The organism is Carbonatibacter coralli (assembly GCF_039592655.1).
GTDB classification, from domain to species: domain Bacteria; phylum Pseudomonadota; class Alphaproteobacteria; order Kiloniellales; family Kiloniellaceae; genus Carbonatibacter; species Carbonatibacter coralli.
Window position 1 is genome coordinate 745,256 of record NZ_JBBUTJ010000001.1, and the last position, 21,198, is coordinate 766,453.

Consider the following 21,198-nt stretch of genomic DNA (forward strand, 5'->3'; position numbering starts at 1 on the left):
TTCGATTGCCCTCCGGCAATCCCTGCTTTCCCTGTTATCTGGAGCCCTGTAATGGAATTCTTTATTGATACAGCTGACATCGATGAAATTCGCGATCTGGCCAGCACCGGCCTTGTGGATGGCGTGACAACGAATCCGTCACTGATTGCCAAATCCGGCCGCGACATTCTGGAAGTCACCAAGGAGATTGCAGAAACAGTCTCCGGTCCGGTGAGCGCCGAGGTCACTGCTCTGGATTATGACGGCATGATCGCCGAAGGTCGCAAGCTGGCAAAGATTGCCGACAACATCGTCGTCAAACTGCCTCTGACAGAAGACGGCCTGAAAGCCTGCAAGACCTTCAGCGACGAGGGCATCAAAACCAACGTGACACTGTGCTTCTCTGCAGCGCAGGCCCTTCTGGCTGCCAAGGCCGGCGCCACCTATGTTTCCCCCTTTGTCGGTCGCTTGGATGATATTGGCCAGGACGGTCTGGAACTGATCGCGGACATTGTGGAAATCTTCGAAAACTTCGAGGCTCTGGAAACCAAGGTGCTGGTTGCTTCAACCAGAAACCCCTACCACATCGTCGAGGCAGCAAAGCTGGGTGCCCATGTTGCAACGATCCCTCCAAAGGTGCTGCGCAGCATGTACAGCCACCACCTGACAGACAAGGGGCTCGACACCTTCATGAAGGACTGGGCCTCTACAGGCCAATCCATCCTGTAACAGTCCAGGACGGAAAAACAGGGCGATCCCGTCGGGGGATCGCCTTTTTTGTTGGCAAAACAAGGATCAAAAAGGCAGCAGCAAATCCTTAAGATTTATCTGACATAGTTGCTGCTCTCGTTTCCTTGATCCCCGGAAGTGCTTCAGGCCAATGACCAACGATTCTCACCCCCAGCCCATTGACAATGAAGCACAAATCTCCTCTGCCACACCTGAAGACAAAACCGTTTCCCCGCAGGATGTTCTCGCCTTTTTGCAAAGGAACCCCGATTTCCTGATTGCCCATCCCGACCTCCTGCTGAAGCTCGATCTGCCTGGGCGCAGCCAGGAGGACAGACAGGGCAAGGGAAGCGATCTGGCTCTGGTCGATTTTCAAACCGTCCGCATCGAGCGCCTGAAACACGAGATTGCCCTGCTTCAGAAAGAACGCGATCTGGTGATCTCCCGCTCGCATCACAACAAGCTGACACAGGATCGGGCTCACAGGGCTGTTCTCGCCCTGATGCAAACCCAGAGTCTCGAGGACTTCTTCGTCTGCCTTTCCGAAGACCTGCCCCTGCTGCTGTCGATGGACACAGTCGTTATCGCTTCTGAAGAACCCTCGGCCCCCGGCGGGGTTGTCCCCCTGCCAGAGGGAGCCATAAACGGACTTCTTGGCTCCAATCGTTCGCTCTCCCTTCACAATGACATCGACGGCTCCCCCCTCCTTTATGGAAGGGATGCTCCGCTCGTACATTCAGAAGCCCTCGTCCGGCTCTCCCCCTCTGCCGGTGCAGGAGCAACACTTCTGGCCTTTGGTTCCTTCCAGTCTGACCAGTTCCATCCGGAACAGGGCACAGAACTGCTCAGGTTTCTGACATTAATTGTCGAGTGCTGCTTGCACCGCTGGCTCGAACTGTCAGAATAGAGGCATCAGCAACTTCTTCGGACCACACGGTGCCTGAGCAAGACACAAGCGACCATCATCATCTGTTGCCCTGGACAGACAGGCTTGCCCTCCTCGCCACGCAATGGCAGGACTGGCACAGGCTGGAGCGTCGCTCGTCACCTCACACAATCATCGCCTATCAACAGGATCTGGCCGGTTTTATCCGCTTTATGGCCGAGCACAAGAACCAGCAGGTCTCTCCCGCCATCCTCGAAAAGCTGAATCACGGTGATTTCCGCTCCTGGCTTGCCCATGAAGCGGGAAGAGGGCAAACAGCAGCCTCGCGCTCACGCGGTCTGTCTTCCCTGCGCAATTTCTACAAATGGCTGGAACGTGAAGGGCACCTGCGAAACCATGCTGTTCACACCATTAAAAGTGCCCGCAAGGACAGGAACCTGCCCAGGGCCCTGTCTCCCGGCAATACAGCCGATTTGCTGAAAGCTGTCGAAGCCCCGGACAACCAGCCCCTGTGGGTGGAAAAGCGTGATCGTGCCATTCTGCTGCTTCTCTATGGCTGTGGCCTTCGCATTTCCGAGGCCCTGTCCCTTGATATGGAAGACCTCCCCCTGACAGGACAGAAAAGCATCAGAATTCTTGGAAAGGGCGGAAAGGAAAGACTGGTTCCCCTGCTCAACAGCGTGACAGAAACCCTGCAGGATTATACCAAAAGCTGCCCCCTGCTGCCCCAGGGCGAGGAACCCGCAGAAGGCCATCCCCTTTTTATCGGCGTCCGGGGGAAACGCCTGAATGCCAGAACGGTTCAACTCACCGTCCAGAAGCTCCGCAAGTATCTGGACCTGCCCGAGAGCACCACGCCACATGCCCTGCGACACAGCTTTGCAACACATCTTCTCCAGGGGAGTCAGGACCTGCGAGCCGTCCAGGAACTTCTGGGACATGCCTCCCTGTCTTCAACCCAGATTTACACGGCACTTGATCGCGACGATCTGCTGAAATCCTACAGGGAAGCTCATCCCGGCGAACGCGACGCCCGTGACTGAGCAAGGGCCTTCCTCAAAACAAGGAACGCCAGCGGACCACACAGCACACCAACAGCCAGAAGACCATAGGCCAGCAGCCAGGCCACAGGCTCCCGCTCTCCGCCCGCCAGATCGAGCGTCACCCCGAAAAGCAGCGGGGACATCATGCCCACCATGAATCCCAGCAGCGACTGAACCGCCATGGTGGCTCCCTTTCTGTCCGGGTCACTGTGCGCGACAAGACCGGCGGTCAGGCTGCCTGAATCAGCTGTTGCCGTCACGCCGTGAAGGACAAGCAAGGTCACCGCCAGAGACAGGGGCATCCATGCTGACAGCCCCACAGCAAGGGACACAAGACCGGAAGAGATCATCATAACCGTCAGCACCCTGACACGTCCGTAACGGGCAGCCGCTTCATTCGCCAGGACAGAAGACGGCAACCCCAGCAGAAACACCAGTGCCGCAAAGGTCGCAGGGGAAACCGGCAGTCCGGGAAGGAGAGCCTCCTGCTCCCCGCTGTGCCACAGCACAAAGGTCAAAAAGGCAACGAGCCAGGCCCTCATGGCAAAGAGTTCCCAGACATGGGCTGCATAACCAATCACATAGGCCATGGCAGCGTGATTTCTGAAAACCGGCCCGTAATTCAAAAGCCCACGCAGGGAAAGACGGGTCACCTCGCCCGATGTCTCTCGGCTTTTGGCCTCAACGGAACAAAGAAGGATGCCAAGAGCAGCAAAGGAACAGAGTGCCGCGAAAAGAAAGGCAGCGCGCCAGCCGAAAGCCCCGGACCAGAAGCCGGCAGCCATGACCGAGAGGCCACTGCCTATTGCAAAGTGCGCCGTATAGAAAGCAACCGATCTGCTCTGGGGCCATTCAAAAGGCTCCTGCTCCCGATTTTTCCGGTCCTGCTGCATGTCCTCCAGACGGTCTGTCAACAGGCGCAGTCCGACCATGTAGGTTCCGGCCAGGCTGACTCCACCCAGAAACCGCATCAGAAGTGCGGACCAGAAACCGTCCACCCAGAATGCAAAACCGGCTGCAGCAAAACCGCCCAGAACCGTTGCACCGGCAAAGATATGCCGTGCATCAACACGATCCGTCAGGGTCACAAGAAGAGGCACTGCAAAAGCATAGCCGCCGAAGTAAATGCCACTGATCCATCCGGCTTCGGTATTGCTCAGGCCCCAAAGCTGCTGGAGGGTTACAATCAGCGCAGCAAAACTGCCACTGTCCAGAATACCCAGAACCAGCAGGAGGCAAAAGAGAGCCGTCATGCGTCCGGGAGTTTGAAAAACCCTGCTGACTCCGCCGGACGCCTGCATCACCTTTGATCCCTAGCTCTGGTTTTTCAAGGATACTGCAATTTCAGCAGCAAGCTTCGCGTTGTTTTTCACCAGTGCGATATTGGCTTTCAGACTTGCACCGTCGGTCATTTCAACAATTTTCGCAAGCAGATAGGGTGTAACGCCCTTGCCATGAATACCATCGTGAACAGCAGCCTCCAGAGCCTGTGCGATAATATCGTTCATCTGTCCGGTTTCCATCGCGTGGCTGTCAGGGATCGGATTCGCAACAATACTTCCCCCCACATAGCCCAGTGTCCGCTGCATGGAGATCATCCCGGCAATCTCCGCTGCGGAATCAGATCGCAAAGGCGCAGCAAGACCTGAGTCCTGACAATAGAAAGCCGGGAAGACATCGGTTTTGTACCCGACGACAGGAACACCATGCGTTTCGAGATACTCAAGCGTTTTGGGCAGATCCAGAATGGATTTCGCCCCTGCACAGACCACAGCAACAGGAGTCTGGGACAGTTCTTCCAAATCCGCCGAGATATCAAAATCCTGCTCGGCTCCCCGGTGAACGCCTCCGATACCCCCTGTCGCGAAAACACCGATTCCGGCAAGAGCTGCGCAGATCATGGTCGCGGCCACAGTCGTCGCACCATCCCGCTTTTGCGCCATAATCAGGGGAAGATCCCGGCGGCTGAGCTTCGCAACATTTTCGGCCTTGCCGAGATGCTCAAGCTGATCGTCGGACAGCCCGATACAGATCTTTCCTTCCAGAACCGCAATGGTCGCAGGAACGGCACCGTTCTCGCGAATGATCTGTTCAACCTCCCGGGCTGTTTCAACATTTTTCGGGTAAGGCATGCCGTGGGCAATGATGGTGGACTCAAGCGCCACAACAGCCCTGCCCTGCTCAACAGCCTCCTGAACCTCCGGAGAACAGCTCAGCAAACGGGACGGCAGCTTTTTCAGATCGGACATTTAAGGAACTCTTTTCTATCGTTTAAAGAAAACACACAGTTTTTTGAAATTCGGACGGAGCTTCAGGCCATCAGCTCCATTTCTGCAGGGCTTGCACCCCTGTATTGCAAACACAGGGCAGACGCGTTCATCCCGCGCTGGACGGCGTCAACCAGTTCCAGTCCGCGCAGCAAACCGCACAAAGTTCCTGCGATCATTGCATCTCCTGCTCCTGTTACATCGACGATGTAATCCTTTTCCACATGGACAGCAGGCACGTGGTGAGGATTTTTCTTTCCGGTAAAGATCCAGGCTCCGCGCGCCCCGTCACTGACCACGGCAGCCTTGACGGAAAAACGCTCCAGAAGACGGGGGCCAAGCGTTTCAAGCCCGACATCATAGCCTTCTTTCAACAGGGCCCTGATCTCTGCCTCATTACAGAACAGCAGATCGACTCTGGGCAGCAGGTCCACAAGTCTGTGACATTTTGCAACCGACACACAATCAGCGGCAACAAAGACCTTTTCAGGTGCCTGACGGGCCAGATAGGACAGGCTTTCCTCTGGCAGGTTTGCATCCACAAACCAGTGCGAGTAGCGCTGCATTTCCATCAGGTGAGGCACAAAGGACGAAGGAACAAAGGCATCATAAATTGCCATGTCTGCAAGACCGACCAGAAGTTCTCCGTCGCAATCCAGCACAGCCGTGTAACTTGCAGTCGGCAAGGCTCCATGACGGGCGACAGGTACCAGGGAAAGCCCCTGTTCCTGTAGCGAGGATTGCAACTCGTCTCCCGGCAGGTCATCCCCCCAGAGGCTCATCAGGCCGGCCTGATGCCCAAGCCGCCCCAGATCACAGGCAACATTGCGCGCAACACCGCCCATGGACCGGCTGCAGGCAACCGGATTGGAGCTGGCCATCACAACGGGATTGATGGATTTCTGCTGCACATCCCAGTGCGCAGCCCCGATCGCCAATAACTGTTTGTCCGCCATTGATCCTGATTCGCCTTTAACAGAACAGACCCCTGAGTCTTTTTAGAAAAGGAGTGCGCCAAAGGAAAATGCTTTCTGCCCGTTTTTCCGATTTTTTTGCGTGAAATAGCCTCTCCCTGCCCCTGATAGCAAAGACCGATCAAAAGAATGCGACTTCAAATCAGTCGCAACTGAATTTCTGTGTTAAGTCCGGATCGTGATCTTGTCCCACTCAAAGAGAAATAAATTCCCTAGAGGATCACGTAACATCAACAGGATAAAGAAATGCAGAACAGTATGTTATCAGGATTTGATTCCTTCAGTCCTTCAGAAATCGCACACAAGGTGGAAGCCCTCGGCGTCACGAAAGCCAGAACCGCCTGGCCAGCACTGATGATGCTTTCCATGCTTGCCGGCGCCTTTATTGCCTTTGGCGGAGCATTCTACACAACGACAATCACAGGCAGCACTCTCGGCTTTGGAATGACCAAGATGCTGGGGGGAATCACCTTTTCGACCGGCTTGATTCTTGTCGTCGTCGGCGGTGCCGAGCTTTTTACCGGAAACAACATGATTGTCATGGCCTGGGTCAGTCGCAAGGTCAGTCTGCAGGACATGCTCAAAAACTGGGTCCTGGTTTACCTGGGCAACTTTATCGGCGCAGCCGGTGTTCTGGCCATGATGGTGCTGTCCGGAATTCTGGACGGCCCCGTTGCAGAAACAGCCATCAAGGTCGCGGAAGGAAAGCTCAAGCTCTCCACATCGGAAGCCTTCGTCCGGGGTATCCTCTGCAACACACTGGTCTGCATGGCTGTCTGGCTCTGTTCTTCCGCGCGCAATGTCTTCGGGAAAATCCTCGCTATTGTCTTCCCGGTCTCGGCTTTCATCACACTGGGATTTGAACACAGCATTGCCAACATGTATCTGATCCCCGTGGGTTACTTTGCCGGTTCGGAAATCGTCACCCTTTCCGGTTTCCTGCACAATCTGGTTCCCGTCACCCTGGGGAACATTATCGGCGGCAGCCTCTTTGTCGCTCTTTCCTACTGGATTATCTATCTGCGCAAGGTTTGAGTTTTCCAGGCAACAAAAAAGGGCAGTCAGTGACTGCCCTTTTTTCGTTCTCTCGCAAAATCTAGCTGTGGATCGCACGACCATCAACAGCCAGTGCAGCTTCCTTGACAGCCTCTCCCAGGCCCGGGTGAGAGTGACAGGTGCGTGCAATGTCTTCTGCAGAGGCACCGAATTCCATTGCCAGAACAGCCTCTGACAGCAGTTCACCAGCCATTGGCGCAACGATATGCACACCCAGAACCTTGTCTGTAGCAGCATCGGCAATAATCTTCGCATGACCATCGCTTTCGCCCATGGCACGCGCGCGGGAGTTGGCAGAGATCGGGAACTTGCCGACCCTGTACTCGACGCCGTCCTCTTTCAGTGCTTCTTCCGACTTGCCGACGGTCGCGATTTCAGGGTGCGTGTAAACAACACCGGGAACCAGTGCGTAGTTCACATGTCCCTTCAGACCAGCAAGTGTTTCAACACAGGCAACGCCATCTTCCTCGGCCTTGTGGGCCAGCATCGGACCAGGCACACAGTCACCGATCGCATAGACGCCCGGAACGGACGTCTGGAAGTTTTCATCGACCTGGATCACACCGCGCTCCATTGCAACGCCCAACTCTTCCAGCCCGAGACCATTTGTAAAGGCACGACGACCAATGGACACCAGAACCACGTCGGCTTCCAGTTCCTCGATCTTGCCCTTCTTCACAGATTCCATGGACAGCTTGACCTTGCCGTCAGCCTTCTCTGCAGAATTCACCTTCTGACCCAGTTTGAATTTCAAACCCTGCTTGGTCAGGGCACGCTGACCGAGTTTGGCTGTTTCCGCATCCATACCGGGCAGAACGCGGTCCAGATACTCGACAACAGTGACCTGTGAACCCAGACGGGACCAGACAGAACCAAGCTCGAGACCGATCACACCAGCACCGATCACCACCATTTTCTCGGGAACAGACTCGAGAGACAGGGCACCTGTCGAGGTAACGATCTGTTTTTCGTCTGTTTCAATACCGGGCAGTGGTGTGGATTCAGACCCTGTCGCGATCAGGATGCTCTTTGCCTTCAGGGTTTGTTCGCTGCCATCCTCGGCAGCCACAACCACTTCACCGGCAGCCGGGATGCGTCCCCAGCCCTTGACGTAATCAACGCCGTTTTTCTTGAAGAGGAATTCGATCCCCTGTGTCAGATCGGAAACAACCTTGTCCTTGCGCCCCAGCATACCCGGCAGATCCAGTTCCACTGATGCCTTGATACCATGCGCAGCAAAGTGTTTGGTTGCATCTGCATATTTTTCGGAAGATTGCAGCAGGGCCTTGGAAGGAATGCAGCCAACATTCAGGCAGGTTCCGCCCAGTGTACCGCGACCTTCAACACAGGCCACCTTCATATCCAGCTGAGCAGCGCGGATGGCTGCGACATACCCACCGGGGCCACCACCGATCACGACAAGATCGTATTGATTTTCGCTCATATCTTTATCTCCAATAGAATCATATCACCTTTTGGATGACACATTTTTTGGCGGGGACATGGCTGGCACGTTTTTCCGTGCCTGTTTTCGAACACATAAATGCCCTCTGTGCGCCGGAATAACAAGACGTCAGTGATGATCAGTCCTGATTCTCTTTTGTTTCGGGAATTTCCTGCCCCGCAGGCAGGTAAAGAATAAATCCGCTGCAGGTCTCATCCGCATAGGGACGAACCTTTGTAATCATCCCCTTCCTGAGAGCAGCCACCAGATGATCCCCGATGGGGCGGAACAGCGTTTCTCCCCCGCCGGCTCTGGGTGGATCAAGGCGAATCAGAACAGAACGCGTTGTTGTCCTCTGTCTCTGCCTTTCAATCATCTGACGAATGGACTCCAGGGCATGAGCAAGGTCCAGACCTGTCAGATCAAGCTCGTAATCCGCACGTCCCGAGGTGTCGATCAGCCCTTCGACATTCAAGCCTTCACTTGCACCGGAATCATCTTTTGTCATCAAACACCAAACCCCATAGCAGAGAACTGCGTCCCTTCCCTATCGCACTTGCCCTGCAACAGAGAGAAAGGAGCTACCATGTTCAAGGATACGCAACACAGCAGCCCCTTTCAATTACATAGACAACAACAGGCGTTGCGGGTCCTCGATGCACTCCTTCACACGAACGAGGAAGGTCACAGCCTCGCGCCCGTCCACAAGCCTGTGGTCATAGCTGAGAGCCACGTACATCATCGGGCGAATCACCACCTGGCCGTTCACGGCAACCGGGCGCTCCTCGATCTTGTGCAGGCCCAGAATACCGGACTGCGGCATGTTGAGGATCGGCGTGGAGAGCAGGGAGCCAAAGACACCACCATTCGTGATGGTGAAGCTTCCCCCCATCATGTCATCCATACCCAGCTTGCCATCACGGCCCCGTTTGGCCAGCTCGCCAAGATTGGCTTCGATATCAGCAAAGGATTTGCTGTCACAGTCACGGAGCACAGGAACCATCAGCCCCGTCGGCGTGGATACAGCCATACCGATGTTAAAGAACTGGTTGTAGACAATCTCGTCCCCGTCAATGCGGGCATTGATCGCCGGTACATCCTCAAGGGCCTGAACAACAGCCTTGGCAAAGAAGGAATTGAAGCCCAGCTTCACGCCATGTTTTTTCTCGAAGGTGTCCTTGTAGGACTTGCGCAGTTCCATAACGGCCGACATGTCAATCTCGTTGAAGGTTGTCAGCATGGCCGCTGTGTTCTGGGCTTCCTTCAGGCGACGCGCAATGGTCTGACGCATCTTCGGCATGCGCTCGCGGCGCTCTCTCTCACCCGCAGGCTGCGCTGTTGCAGAAGCGACCGGTGTGGCCGCTGCGACAGGAGCCGCCGGAGCAGCGGATGGCGCAGGCGCAGAGGGCAGAGTCCGCGGAGCAGGAGGATTCTCGAGGAAAGCCAGAACATCCTTCTTCGTCAAACCACCGTGCTTGCCCGTTCCCTTGATCAGATTCGGGTTCAGATCGTGCTCGCGCACCAGTCGTGCGACAGCCGGGGACATGGTCATGGAAGACGGAGCCTGTCCCTCTTCGAGATAGGCAATCAGATCGTCTTTGGAAACAGCACCATTGGCACCGCTGCCATTGGGCGTTGCGCCAGCCGGAGCAGATGCAGCTGCCGTTTTCCCGGCTGGAGCGGCAACCGCTTTCGCCGCCGGAGCAGCCGAGACCCCTGCCGCGCCCTCGGTAATTCTGGCCAGCATTGCGCCAACCTCGACATCCGCATCAACTTCAGCCAGGATTTCGTGAATCACTCCGGCCACCGGCGCGTTGACTTCAAGGGTTACCTTGTCGGTTTCAAGTTCGCAAATCGTCTCGTCCTGGGCAACGGCATCCCCAACGGATTTGTGCCAGGTCGCAACGGTTGCAGAGGTCACGGATTCGCCAAGTGTCGGGACGGGGACATCCACGACAGCACCGCTTGTCGCAGCAGCCGGTGCCGATGTCGGCGCCGCCTCTGTCTTCGCCTGGGGAGCAGCCGCAGCCTTTGGTGCCGCCTTTCCGGCAGATGCACCCTCTGCAATGACGCCAAGCAGGGCTCCCACTCCAACGTCCTGTTCTTCGGCTGCTTCAATGGACTCAAGAACACCGGCCGCCGGGGCATTGACCTCCAGCGTCACCTTGTCGGTTTCGAGTTCCAGAAGCGGTTCATCTTTCTCTACGGCATCCCCCGGCTGTTTCAGCCACTTGGCAACAGTGGCCTCTGTCACAGATTCACCCAGTGTCGGGACAAGAATGTCAGCCATTTTTTTCTCTCGCTGTATCTGGCGTTTGAACAACGCCCTCGATCATTCGAAATGGATTGATCCCGGGCTTCAGGTCAGGCCGAAGCCCGGGACTGCAGGAAGGTTACTTTCCGGCTTTCTGGACAGGGCGCAGGCTTTCAACCTTGGCCGCGCTTGCTTCACGGGCCTCGATCTCCTCTGCCTTGCGCGTCTGGATACGGCTCATGGCCTTTTTGCCCAGTGTCAGGGCGTCATCAATCAGGCCAGCCTGCTCGATCACATGACGCTTGCCGGAACCCGTTGCCGGAGAAGCCGCGGTCTTGCGACCGGCGTATCTTGGGCGCGGATTCTGGAAACCAAGCTCTTCTGCGACCTCTTCGATGAAAGTCGATGCAAAGGACCAGGCCCCCATGTTGCGGGGCTCTTCCTGACACCAGACAATATCGCAGTGCTCGTATCCCTTGAGCTCCGTCTTCAGTGCTTCGGCAGGGAACGGATAGAGCTGCTCCAGCCTCATGAACTGGACTTCACGCAGATCGCGCTTCTCGCGTTCCTCCACCAGATCATAATAGACCTTGCCGGTACAGAGGACGATCTGCTTCACAGCAGAAGGCTCCTGTTTTTTCACACGGCACGGCATCACACGGTGGAAGGACGTTCCCGGCAACATGTCTTCCATGTTGGAAACACAGCGCTTGTGACGCAGCAGGGATTTCGGCGTCATCACCACAAGCGGCTTTCTGAAGCCACGGTGGATCTGGCGACGCAGAACGTGGAAATAGTTCGCCGGTGTCGTACAGTTGACAACCTGGATGTTGTCTTCCGCACAGAGCTGCAGGAAGCGCTCGACCCGACCGGAAGAGTGCTCCGGCCCCTGTCCCTCGTACCCGTGAGGCAGAAGCATCACCACACCGGACATGCGGAGCCACTTGGACTCACCGGATGCAATGAACTGGTCAATAATGATCTGGGCCCCGTTTACAAAGTCACCGAACTGGGCTTCCCACAGAACCAGGGCATCCGGTTCCGCAAGGGAATAGCCGTATTCAAAACCGAGAACGGCCAGCTCGCTGAGCGGACTGTCAATGATTTCGGCCTCGGCCTGACTTTCACGGATATGGTTCAACGGCTTGTGCTGGGCCTGGCTTTCCTGGTCAATCCAGGCGGCATGACGTTGAGAGAAAGTCCCGCGGTTGCAATCCTGACCGGACAGGCGAACCGGGTGCCCCTCTACCAGAAGCGTCCCGAAAGCCAGCGCTTCCGCTGTCGCCCAGTCAATGCCCTTTCCTGAGGAAATGATCTCTTCCTTGGCCTTGAGCTGACGCGCAATCTTGCGGTGAATATTGAAGCCTTCCGGTACTCTGGTCAGCGCCTGACCGACCTCGCCCAGAACATCCGGCTCGACACCCGTGTTGCCACGACGGGCATCGTAACCCCGCACAGCCCCCAGGTGAGACCAGGCTCCCTCAAGCCAGTCTGCCTTGTTGGGCCTGAAGCGCTCACTGGCGTCAAACTCTTCTTCCAGATGATCCCACATCGCCTTGCGCATGGCCTCGACCTCATCTGCATTCAGAAGGCCTTCGGCAATCAAACGCTCACCATAAAGTTCGCGAACAGTGCGCTGTTTGGCAATCTGCTTGTACATCAGCGGCTGGGTAAAGGTCGGCTCGTCGCCCTCGTTGTGACCGAAGCGGCGGTAACAGAACATGTCGATCACAACATCCTTGTGGAAGGTCTGACGGAATTCTGTCGCCATGCGCGCAACGTGAACCACAGCTTCAGGATCATCCCCGTTCACGTGGAAAATCGGCGCCTGAATGATACGGGCGACATCCGTACAGTACGGACCTGAACGGCTGTTTACCGGATCCGTGGTAAAGCCGATCTGGTTGTTCACAACAAAGTGGATTGTCCCGCCGATACGATAGCCTTTCAGCTCGGACAGATCGAGTGTTTCCGGCACAAGTCCCTGACCGGAAAAGGCTGCATCACCATGCATCAGAAGGGCCATGGTTTTCGTGAAGTCCTCATCCCCCTTCTTGTGCTGTTTCGCACGGACCTTGCCGACCACAACGGGGTTCACAGCCTCGAGGTGTGACGGGTTCGCCGTCAGGGAAAGGTGGACATTCCTGTCATCGAACTCGCGGTCCGAAGAGGTGCCCAGGTGATACTTCACATCACCGGAACCACCGACATCCTCGGGATTGGAAGCCCCTCCGCGGAATTCATTGAAAATCGCACGGAACGGCTTGCCCATGAAATTGGCCAGCACGTTGAGACGTCCGCGGTGCGGCATCCCCAGAACAACTTCTTCCAGTCCCAGCTTTGAGCCCTGTTTCAGAATCTGTTCCAGCGCCGGAATCATGGATTCCCCACCATCCAGACCGAAGCGTTTCGTTCCGGTGTATTTGGTGTTGAGGAAGTTTTCAAAAACCTCTGCAGCCGTCAGGCGATCCAGGATGGTTTTCTTCCCCTCGTCAGAAAAGGTCGTGGCGTTGCGGAAGTTCTCGACACGTTCCTGGATCCAGGCCTTCTGCTCCGGAACCTGAATGTGCATGAACTCGACACCCACACGCTTGCAGTAGGTCTCGCGCAGCACGTCCATGATCTGATTGATGGATGCGACCTCAAGTCCCACTGCACCGTTGATGAAAATCGGTGTATCCATATCGGCATCAGAGAAGCCGTAGGAGCGCGGGTCAAGCTCGGGATGAGGCTCGATCGGCTTCAGTCCCAGAGGATCAAGCTGGGCCTCGAGGTGACCGCGCACACGATAGGCACGGATCAGCATCAGCGCACGAATGGATCGCAACGCAGAGGCCCGCACCTCGTCACCGGCAAGATCGTTGATTGAAAAGACTGCTGCAGACGATTGGGAGGCGGCAAAGCCCCCCATGTCATTGAGCAGTTCGCGGGCATCATCCTGCAGATTGCCGAAGAATGCCTGCCACTGACTGTCTACAGATCCTGCATTCTGCAGATAGGAAGCATAGAGATCCACAAGTTCAGCAGCCTTGGGACCAAAGTACCGGGAACCGTCACCCGGATGATTATCTACCATCTTTTGTATGACCGGACTGGAAGGTTCCAGTCCGGCTCCCTTCCATCCTGTCCAACTAGCCTTTCATTGCGCGGATCATTGTACTGCCAAGACTGGCAGGACTGTCCGCAACCTCAAAGCCAGCAGATTTCATGGCTTCGATCTTCGCTTCCGCTGTACCCTTACCACCGGAAATGATCGCTCCGGCGTGACCCATGCGGCGGCCCGGAGGCGCTGTTACACCCGCAATAAAGCCGCAGATCGGCTTCTTGTTTTTGGCAGCCTGATAGAATTCGGCCGCTTCTTCCTCGGCCGTACCACCGATCTCCCCGATCATGATGATGCCTTCGGTTTCCGGATCATCCAAGAAGAGTTCCAGACAGTCGATAAAGTTGGTGCCGTTCACGGGGTCACCACCGATACCGATACAGGTGGACTGTCCCAGTCCAGCAGCCGTTGTCTGGGCAACAGCTTCATAGGTCAGAGTCCCGGAACGGGAAACAACACCAATCTTGCCACGCTTGTGGATATGCCCCGGCATAATGCCGATCTTGCACTCGTCCGGGGTAATGATACCCGGACAGTTCGGGCCGATCAGGCGGGAGTTTGATGCACTCAGCGCACGCTTCACACGCACCATGTCCAGAACAGGAATACCCTCGGTGATGCAGACGATCAGTTCGATCTTCGCATCGATCGCTTCCAGAATGGCATCGGCCGCAAAGGGAGGAGGAACATAAATCACCGAAGCGTTCGCCTCTGTTGCATGTCTGGCTTCGTCAACGGTGTTGAAAACAGGAAGGTCCAGATGCTGCGTTCCGCCCTTGCCGGGAGTAACGCCGCCAACCATCTTTGTGCCATAGGCCACAGCCTGTTCAGAGTGGAAAGTGCCCTGTGCGCCAGTAAAGCCCTGACAGATGACACGGGTGTTCTTATCGACCAATACAGCCATCTTACGCGGCCTCCTTCACGGCTTTGACAATTTTTTCTGCGGCATCTGCAAGGTTGTCTGCAGCAATAATCGGCAGACCGGACTCGGCCATCAGCTTCTTGCCGAGATCCACATTTGTGCCTTCCAGACGGACCACCAGCGGAACAGAAAGTTCCACTTCACGCGCGGCTGCGATAACACCTTCTGCAATCACATCACAACGCATGATACCGCCAAAGATATTGACCAGAATTCCTTCGACATTCTCGTCAGAGAGAATGATTTTGAACGCTGCTGTGACACGCTCTTTCGTTGCACCACCACCGACGTCAAGGAAGTTGGCCGGTTCAGCACCGTAAAGCTTGATAATGTCCATGGTTGCCATTGCCAGTCCGGCACCGTTGACCATGCAGCCAATGGAACCATCCAGCGCAATGTAGTTCAGTTCGTGCTCGGCAGCTTCCAGCTCTTTCGCGTCCTCTTCATCCGGGTCGCGCATGGCTTCAACGTCCTTGTGACGATAAAGGGCGTTGCTGTCGAAGTTCATTTTCGCATCCAGGGCCAGAACATCACCGGCACCGGTCACAACCAGCGGATTCACCTCGACAATGGAGGCATCCAGCTCGGTAAAGGCGCGGTACATCGCAGCCATGAACTTCACGGCAGAACCAACCTGCTTGCCTTCCAGTCCGAGACCGAAAGCCAGCTTGCGACCCTGATAGGCCTGGAAGCCTTCAACCGGATCGATCACGGCCTTGAGAATCTTTTCCGGAGTCTCTTCTGCCACTTCCTCGATTTCCATGCCGCCTTCCGTAGAGGCCATGATGGTCACCCGGCTGGTCGCACGGTCAATCAGGAAACTCAGATAAAGCTCGCGTGCGATGTCACAGCCTTCCTCGATGTAAAGCCGTTTGACTTCCTTGCCCGCAGGACCTGTCTGCTTGGTTACCAGTGTCTGGCCCAGCATCTTTTCTGCATTTGCTGCCACTTCATCAACCGAACGGGACAGGCGCACACCGCCATCACCGTCCGGATCATTCTTGAAGCGCCCAGCGCCGCGACCACCAGCATGAATTTGGGATTTTACCACCCAGATTGAACCGCCGAGCTTCTCGGCAGCAGTTTTTGCTTCATCTTTGCTGAAAGCCACGAAGCCACGTGGAACTGCCACTCCATACTTGGACAGCAGCTCTTTGGCTTGATACTCATGAATGTTCATGGATCGTCACTCTTCCTTAGGGACAATAGGAATTAAGACCTCACATTTCCGGGCAAGGTCACAGGTCAAACAACAGAACAGAGCAAGTCACTATCCCGTTCTGCGCTCGTCAGTTTTAACCTTAACACTGCCACTTCAGAGCGCAACAGCCAGAAGGGACTTTTTTGTCGGAAATCAACCAAATTATGCCGGAAATCAATAAATAAAAGGTTAGCAAAAAGGACCAACAGGAAAAGGCCGGGTGCCCTGACGGCATCCGGCCTTTCCAAAAAACATCACAGAAATTCAGTGTCTTATCCCTGAGCCATAATATCCTTACAGGCAGAAACCAGTCCCTGAACGGCCCCGATAGAGCTGTCGAGCAGTTCTTTCTCTGTCGCGTTCAGTTCCAGTTCGACAACGCGCTCGACACCGCCTTCCCCGATCACAACCGGAACGCCGACGTACATGCCGTCAACACCGTACTGACCAGTCAGACAAGCAGCACAGGGCAGAACCCGTTTCTTGTCTTTCAGATAGCTTTCCGCCATCACAATCGCAGAGGACGCAGGCGCATAGAACGCAGAGCCTGTTTTCAGCAGGCCAACGATCTCTGCACCGCCATTGCGCGTGCGATCAACGATGGAGTCGAGCCTGTCCTGGGAAATCCAGCCCATTTTCACCAGCTCCGGCAGCGAGATCCCTGCCACGGTTGAATGGCGCACCATCGGCACCATTGTGTCGCCATGTCCGCCGAGAACAAAGGCGGAAACATCTTCAACAGACACATCCATTTCATCAGCGAGGAAGTGACGGAAGCGGGCCGAGTCAAGGACACCGGCCATGCCCACAACCTTGTTCGCAGGCAGACCGGAAGCCTGCTGCAGAACCCAGACCATCGCATCCAGCGGGTTTGTGATACAGATCACAAAGGCATCCGGACAGTTCTGGCGAATACCTTCCCCAACCGACTGCATGACCTTGATGTTGATACCCAGCAGATCATCACGGCTCATGCCCGGCTTGCGGGCCACGCCAGCGGTGACGATGACAACATCGGCGCCCTTGATATCCGCGTAGTCGTTTGCGCCTTTCAGGCGGGAATCGAACCCTTCAACCGGCGCAAGCTGCGCCAGGTCCAGCGCCTTGCCCTGGGGTACACCTTCCATAATATCGAAGAGGACTACATCACCCAGTTCTTTCATTCCGGCAAGAAGAGCCAGGGTGCCACCGATATTACCTGCCCCGACCAGGGCAATTTTATTGCGTGCCATTGCTTGTTCCTTTGCATCCGCAGAAGGGCGCATCAGAAAAGATGCCACCCATACGACGTGTGGAGTCTTGTTTGCGACAGACATACTAGGCAAGGAGGCGCCATCTGTCAGCACCTCTTTCACACAAGGCTGTGAAGAAATTTCTTTTCGGCAGGATCAGGCCTTGGACTCGGCACAATCAATACACAGCATGGCATAGGGCAAGGCTTTCAGGCGCGCTTCGCCGATATCCTCCCCGCACTGGCGACACTCCCCATAGGTCCCCTTTTCAATGCGATGCAACGCCCCCTGGATCGCAGAGATTTCCTCAAGCCCGACGAACTCGAGCTCTTCAAGAACCTGATCACCCTCATGCTCGGCAGCATCCTCGCCCCAGTCCTTCGAGTGCGGTTCGCGCAGGTCACTCTCGATACGGTCAACACGTCCTTCGATTTCCACAAGGCGAGCCTTCAGGCGGGTTTCAACTTCTTTCAGATCAATCATCGTCTTTTCCGTCCATGGTTTCTTCACGATTCATCCTGCTCCTCCGGGCAGAAAACCGCATTGACCCATGTCATCCGGACGGGGAAACCGATCCTACATGATATGCGGCAGAGCCATGTATTCTGCAGAAGCCATCTCATGCAGCCGGCTGACGGTTCTTTCGAACTCGAACGCTCCATCACCGACCGGATAAAGCTCCTCCGGCAGACCGGCAGCCGAGATCACCAGCTTGCACCGGTGCTCGTAAAGGGCATCGACCAGCAGCATGAAGCGCCTGGCCTCGTTCCGCTGCCCGGATGCCAGCACGGGGATATCCGTGACAATGACAAACTCGTACTTCTGCGCCAGTGTCAGGTAGTCATTGGCCCCCAGCGCATGGCCGCAGATATCCATGAAGGTGAACTGGGCAACCGGGCCTGCGGCCTTTTGGATCTGAAGCGGATGTCCGAGAACCTGCAATTCGACGTGTTCGATCTGGTGATCTCCGGCGAACTCGTCAAAGACAGCATTCACAGCGCGGCGGCTGTCCGCATTCAGCGGACGAAAATAAACCGGGTGAGAGCGCATGCGGTCCAGCCTGTAATCAATCCCGCCATCCAGTTGCAGCACATCCAGCTTTTCCAGCAGGAGATCAATGAAGGGCAGAAAGTTCTGGCGTTGCAGCCCCCCTTCATACAAGCGGTTTGGGGGCCAGTTCGATGTCGCCACCACGACAACCCCCTTGTCAAACAGAGCCGTAAAAAGGCGCACCAGAATCATCGCATCTGCAATGTTCACAACATGGAACTCGTCAAAGCACAGAAGCCAGACTTCCTCGAACAGATCGTCGGCCACCCTGATAAGGATATCCTCGTCCTCTTCTGTCTTTCTCAGGGCATGCAGGCGTTTTTGCACTTCGGCCATAAAGGCATGGAAGTGCACACGTCTTTTCTTCTCAACCGGCACAGTGTCAAAGAAGATGTCCATCATCGTGGACTTGCCCGTCCCGACTCCTCCGTAAAGATAGAGGCCCTGGGGAGCCTGTTGCTGCTTGCGCCGGGTCAGGCCGAGGCGCTCCCGCCAGCCCTTCGTGCCCGTGTCCGGCTCATACCCCCGTAAAGCCATGAAAAGACTCTGCAGTTTTTCTGCGGCAAGTTCCTGGGTCGGATCAGGGCGGAGCTGACCCGCTTCGCGTCTCTCGCGATAAAGTTCAATAGGGCTAATGCTCATCAATCGTTCAACAGGCAAATTCAGATCAACAGGTTCCGGGCTTCAGGCCCGTTCAGGAAACCATAAGGCCAAGCAGCCCGAAAACAAAAACAAAGTTGCAGCACAGAGCTGTAACTTATGCATCAACTGATGGCTCTGTTTCCTCACTGTCCCCCACCAGACACTCTTCCGGCAGGCAAACAAAAGCCTTGAAGCCCTGCCCCAGCTCGCTCTCAATCCGGAAGGTTCCTCCCTGCAGCTCCACCAGCTGGCTGGTGATTGCCAGCCCAAGCCCGGTTCCCTGCTGGGCACGGGTCAGGGATGAATCAACCTGGGAGAAAGGCTGCAGGATTTCATCCAGCTTCTCCGAGGCAACACCGCGCCCGTTGTCCTGGACCACCAGTTCGACACCACGGGTAAAGGGACAGCGCTTACAGGTCAGGATAATGGTTCCGTCATCATGCGTGAACTTGTGCGCATTGGACAAAAGGTTGTTCAGAATCTGGAGCATCGCCCTGTGATCGGCCCGAACAACCGGCAGTTCCTCATCCACATCGAGGATCAGACTCTGATTCGCATTTTTGATTTTGGGTTTGAGGATTCTGGTCGCCGAACGCACAAGCTGGCTCAGATCAACTGGCTCCGGCTGGAGCACCATCTCACCCGCCTCAATCTTGGACAGATCCAGAAGATCATTGATCAGATCCAGCAGCAGATTGCCACTGTCGTGAATGTCCCTGAGGTACTCGCGGTATTTGTCACAGCCAAGAGGACCGTACAGCTCCCGGCGGATCAGTTCCGAAAACCCGATGATCGCGTTCAGCGGCGTTCTGAGCTCATGGCTCATGTTCGCAAGGAATTCAGACTTTGTTCTGCTCGCGATCTCCGCCTTTTCCTTTGCATTTCGCAACGCCTGCTCCGAAGCGATCTGGGAGGTTACATCTTCCTTGTTGCCAACGATATGGGCGATCTTTCCCCTGTCATCCAGAATGGTCGAAAGCGACATACGCTCCCAGTAACTTTCGCCGTTTTTCTTCTGAATCCTGTGAACGGAATGCCAGGAACCTTTTTGTTGCAGAGCCGCAAAAACCTCTTCACGACGACCGGAAGGCAAAAGCAGGCATTCCCCCGTTGCATCAATGTGCTCCTGAACCTCCTCCAGCGAATAGCCCGACATCTCCTCAAAACAGCGGTTCACATATTCGACACGCCCATTGGTATCAGAAATGATGATCGCAGCCGGATTGTTCTCAACCGCGTGAAACAGACGTCTGAGATCCTTGTTTCTGGCCACTCTTTCCGTAATGTTTCGAACAAAGGCAACGCGATAGCCCTCTCCCATCAAAACAACGGGAGCGGAACGCACCTCAACCTGCACCTCGCTTCCGTCAGCATGGAGCAGGGTTGTCTCGTAAACGCGCTGCTCCCTGTTTTCCTCTCCCGTCAGAGGAATGGCACCACGCAGCGCTTCGGGCACAAATTCCAGCAGGTTCCTGCCAACCACGGACTTGTTGCTGTCCAGGCCAACCATGGCCAGCATTTGCGGATTGCAGTCGCGGATCACACCCTGCTGATGGGTAATGATGCCATCCGGAGCAGCACCCAGAATCACACGGAAACGTTCCTCACTCTCACGCAGCTCCTGCGCAACCTGCTTTGTTCCGGTGATATCGACAATACAGCCCGCCAGCCCCATTGTGTTGCCCGCGCGATCCTTCAGGGGCCATTTGTACAGCATGCAGTCCAGCGCCTCGCCCGTTCTGCGATAAAGGCGCTGCTCGTTGACGTGCAAGCCCCCTTCCTCCAGGATTTTCCTTTCCTGGGCAGCAAGCTGATCAGCAATTGGTTCGGGGAAAACATCATGAGCCCTTTTTCCCAGAAGTTCGGACCGGGAAAAGCCGGAACCGATCTCAAGCGCGGCATTGACGACAGTATAGCGCCCCTCCCTGTCCTTGCAGTAGATCGGCAGCGGCAGAGCATCAACCATTTCACTGTTTGAAAAAATCTCCTGCCCGCGCGCCATGATATCCAGCGCCTCCCAGGGGGTTTCTTTCGCTGTTCGCGGCACAAGGAACCAGCCACCTGCACCCACGAACAGGCCTGCAAGCGCAAGCCAGCGTGAATCCACATCAAAACCGTTTGGAAGCCAGAGGGACAGATCGACAAAAACAGACAGGGCAATCAGAAACAGCGAAGCCGAAAGCAGACTTCGCAAGGTCCGGCTCTGCCTTTTGAAAACAGGCACAAAAAAAATCGCCGATGCCGACACAGGAACCAGCAATAAAAAGAGAAAATCCACAACGCCCATTGTTGCTGCCCGCAAACCTGCGAAAACACAGGCTCCCCCAAAAGAGCAGAAATAAATTCGCTACAGTTTCAAATACTGCCCTTCAAAAGGGCAAGAAAAGGTACCCACCATCGACACACTTACAACAAA

17 protein-coding genes are annotated in these 21,198 nt (G+C 55.6%); 4 read left to right on the forward strand and 13 right to left on the reverse strand.

All coding sequences use genetic code 11. From position 1 onward, the window contains the following. Positions 1–51 precede the first annotated feature (51 nt). The 3 genes from fsa (at position 52) to AAAH10_RS03430 (ending at position 2,637) form a co-directional block, all read left to right on the forward strand. Positions 52–708, forward strand: coding sequence for a fructose-6-phosphate aldolase (gene fsa / locus AAAH10_RS03420; protein ID WP_343560549.1), 657 nt, complete (start codon positions 52–54; stop codon positions 706–708). A 151-nt stretch (positions 709–859) separates the two neighbouring features. Further along, positions 860–1,615 (forward strand): DUF484 family protein, encoded by a 756-nt coding sequence (locus AAAH10_RS03425; protein ID WP_343560551.1) that lies wholly within the window; start codon positions 860–862, stop codon positions 1,613–1,615. A gap of 29 nt (positions 1,616–1,644) precedes the next feature. Then, on the forward strand, positions 1,645–2,637 hold the full coding sequence (locus AAAH10_RS03430; RefSeq protein ID WP_343560553.1) for a tyrosine recombinase XerC: 993 nt from the start codon (positions 1,645–1,647) through the stop codon (positions 2,635–2,637). Here AAAH10_RS03430 and AAAH10_RS03435 read toward each other — a convergent pair. The 3 genes from AAAH10_RS03435 to AAAH10_RS03445 all read right to left on the reverse strand — a co-directional run bounded on the left by AAAH10_RS03435 (position 2,607) and on the right by AAAH10_RS03445 (position 5,860). Next, positions 2,607–3,938 (reverse strand): MFS transporter, encoded by a 1,332-nt coding sequence (locus AAAH10_RS03435; protein ID WP_343561332.1) that lies wholly within the window; start codon positions 3,936–3,938, stop codon positions 2,607–2,609. The genes AAAH10_RS03430 and AAAH10_RS03435 overlap by 31 nt on opposite strands. A 12-nt stretch (positions 3,939–3,950) precedes the next feature. Next, the gene (locus tag AAAH10_RS03440) at positions 3,951–4,886 is read right to left on the reverse strand and encodes a pseudouridine-5'-phosphate glycosidase (protein ID WP_343560555.1); all 936 of its coding nucleotides are present in this window, start codon (positions 4,884–4,886) and stop codon (positions 3,951–3,953) included. A 62-nt stretch (positions 4,887–4,948) separates the two neighbouring features. Beyond that, entirely contained in the window at positions 4,949–5,860 is a 912-nt protein-coding gene (locus AAAH10_RS03445) for a carbohydrate kinase family protein (RefSeq protein ID WP_343560557.1), read from the reverse strand. 264 nt (positions 5,861–6,124) lie between these two features. Between AAAH10_RS03445 and AAAH10_RS03450 the strand changes: the two genes are divergently transcribed. Continuing rightward, complete coding sequence (locus AAAH10_RS03450) at positions 6,125–6,913, forward strand: formate/nitrite transporter family protein (RefSeq protein WP_343560559.1); 789 nt, start codon at positions 6,125–6,127, stop codon at positions 6,911–6,913. Positions 6,914–6,974: 61 nt separating this feature from the next. Here the strand turns inward: AAAH10_RS03450 and lpdA are convergent, their stop codons facing one another. The 10 genes from lpdA to AAAH10_RS03500 all read right to left on the reverse strand — a co-directional run bounded on the left by lpdA (position 6,975) and on the right by AAAH10_RS03500 (position 20,976). Further along, a complete protein-coding gene (lpdA, locus tag AAAH10_RS03455) occupies positions 6,975–8,378 on the reverse strand; it encodes a dihydrolipoyl dehydrogenase (protein WP_343560560.1) in 1,404 nt (467 codons plus the stop codon). A gap of 139 nt (positions 8,379–8,517) precedes the next feature. Then, complete coding sequence (locus tag AAAH10_RS03460) at positions 8,518–8,886, reverse strand: hypothetical protein (RefSeq protein WP_343560562.1); 369 nt, start codon at positions 8,884–8,886, stop codon at positions 8,518–8,520. Between the two features lie 114 nt (positions 8,887–9,000). After that, positions 9,001–10,668: a 2-oxoglutarate dehydrogenase complex dihydrolipoyllysine-residue succinyltransferase gene (gene odhB / locus AAAH10_RS03465; protein ID WP_343560564.1), complete on the reverse strand. Its 1,668-nt coding sequence runs from the start codon at positions 10,666–10,668 to the stop codon at positions 9,001–9,003. Positions 10,669–10,771: 103 nt separating this feature from the next. Next, positions 10,772–13,708, reverse strand: a complete 2,937-nt coding sequence (locus tag AAAH10_RS03470; RefSeq protein WP_343560566.1) for a 2-oxoglutarate dehydrogenase E1 component — start codon at positions 13,706–13,708, stop codon at positions 10,772–10,774. A 55-nt stretch (positions 13,709–13,763) separates the two neighbouring features. Continuing rightward, the gene (gene sucD / locus AAAH10_RS03475; RefSeq protein WP_343560567.1) at positions 13,764–14,639 is read right to left on the reverse strand and encodes a succinate--CoA ligase subunit alpha; all 876 of its coding nucleotides are present in this window, start codon (positions 14,637–14,639) and stop codon (positions 13,764–13,766) included. 1 nt (position 14,640) lies between these two features. Beyond that, positions 14,641–15,837: an ADP-forming succinate--CoA ligase subunit beta gene (gene sucC, locus AAAH10_RS03480; RefSeq protein ID WP_343560569.1), complete on the reverse strand. Its 1,197-nt coding sequence runs from the start codon at positions 15,835–15,837 to the stop codon at positions 14,641–14,643. A gap of 293 nt (positions 15,838–16,130) precedes the next feature. Next, entirely contained in the window at positions 16,131–17,090 is a 960-nt protein-coding gene (mdh, locus tag AAAH10_RS03485) for a malate dehydrogenase (RefSeq protein ID WP_343560570.1), read from the reverse strand. Positions 17,091–17,246: 156 nt separating this feature from the next. Continuing rightward, positions 17,247–17,573: a TraR/DksA family transcriptional regulator gene (locus tag AAAH10_RS03490; RefSeq protein WP_343560572.1), complete on the reverse strand. Its 327-nt coding sequence runs from the start codon at positions 17,571–17,573 to the stop codon at positions 17,247–17,249. Positions 17,574–17,666: 93 nt separating this feature from the next. After that, entirely contained in the window at positions 17,667–18,782 is a 1,116-nt protein-coding gene (zapE, locus tag AAAH10_RS03495; RefSeq protein ID WP_343560573.1) for a cell division protein ZapE, read from the reverse strand. A 115-nt stretch (positions 18,783–18,897) separates the two neighbouring features. Next, positions 18,898–20,976, reverse strand: coding sequence for a sensor histidine kinase (locus AAAH10_RS03500; protein ID WP_343560574.1), 2,079 nt, complete (start codon positions 20,974–20,976; stop codon positions 18,898–18,900). Positions 20,977–21,198: the final 222 nt, after the last annotated feature.

Coding starts and splice junctions, on each gene's coding strand:
- AAAH10_RS03425 (WP_343560551.1), top strand. CDS start 860: ATGACCAACGATTCTCACCCCCAGCCCATTGACAATGAAGCACAAATC.
- AAAH10_RS03435 (WP_343561332.1), bottom strand. CDS start 3,938: ATGCAGGCGTCCGGCGGAGTCAGCAGGGTTTTTCAAACTCCCGGACGC.
- mdh (WP_343560570.1), bottom strand. CDS start 17,090: ATGGCACGCAATAAAATTGCCCTGGTCGGGGCAGGTAATATCGGTGGC.
- sucC (WP_343560569.1), bottom strand. CDS start 15,837: ATGAACATTCATGAGTATCAAGCCAAAGAGCTGCTGTCCAAGTATGGA.
- AAAH10_RS03440 (WP_343560555.1), bottom strand. CDS start 4,886: ATGTCCGATCTGAAAAAGCTGCCGTCCCGTTTGCTGAGCTGTTCTCCG.
- sucD (WP_343560567.1), bottom strand. CDS start 14,639: ATGGCTGTATTGGTCGATAAGAACACCCGTGTCATCTGTCAGGGCTTT.
- AAAH10_RS03470 (WP_343560566.1), bottom strand. CDS start 13,708: ATGGTAGATAATCATCCGGGTGACGGTTCCCGGTACTTTGGTCCCAAG.
- fsa (WP_343560549.1), top strand. CDS start 52: ATGGAATTCTTTATTGATACAGCTGACATCGATGAAATTCGCGATCTG.
- AAAH10_RS03490 (WP_343560572.1), bottom strand. CDS start 17,573: ATGATTGATCTGAAAGAAGTTGAAACCCGCCTGAAGGCTCGCCTTGTG.
- zapE (WP_343560573.1), bottom strand. CDS start 18,782: ATGAGCATTAGCCCTATTGAACTTTATCGCGAGAGACGCGAAGCGGGT.
- lpdA (WP_343560560.1), bottom strand. CDS start 8,378: ATGAGCGAAAATCAATACGATCTTGTCGTGATCGGTGGTGGCCCCGGT.
- odhB (WP_343560564.1), bottom strand. CDS start 10,668: ATGGCTGACATTCTTGTCCCGACACTGGGTGAATCTGTGACAGAGGCC.
- AAAH10_RS03450 (WP_343560559.1), top strand. CDS start 6,125: ATGCAGAACAGTATGTTATCAGGATTTGATTCCTTCAGTCCTTCAGAA.
- AAAH10_RS03460 (WP_343560562.1), bottom strand. CDS start 8,886: ATGACAAAAGATGATTCCGGTGCAAGTGAAGGCTTGAATGTCGAAGGG.
- AAAH10_RS03445 (WP_343560557.1), bottom strand. CDS start 5,860: ATGGCGGACAAACAGTTATTGGCGATCGGGGCTGCGCACTGGGATGTG.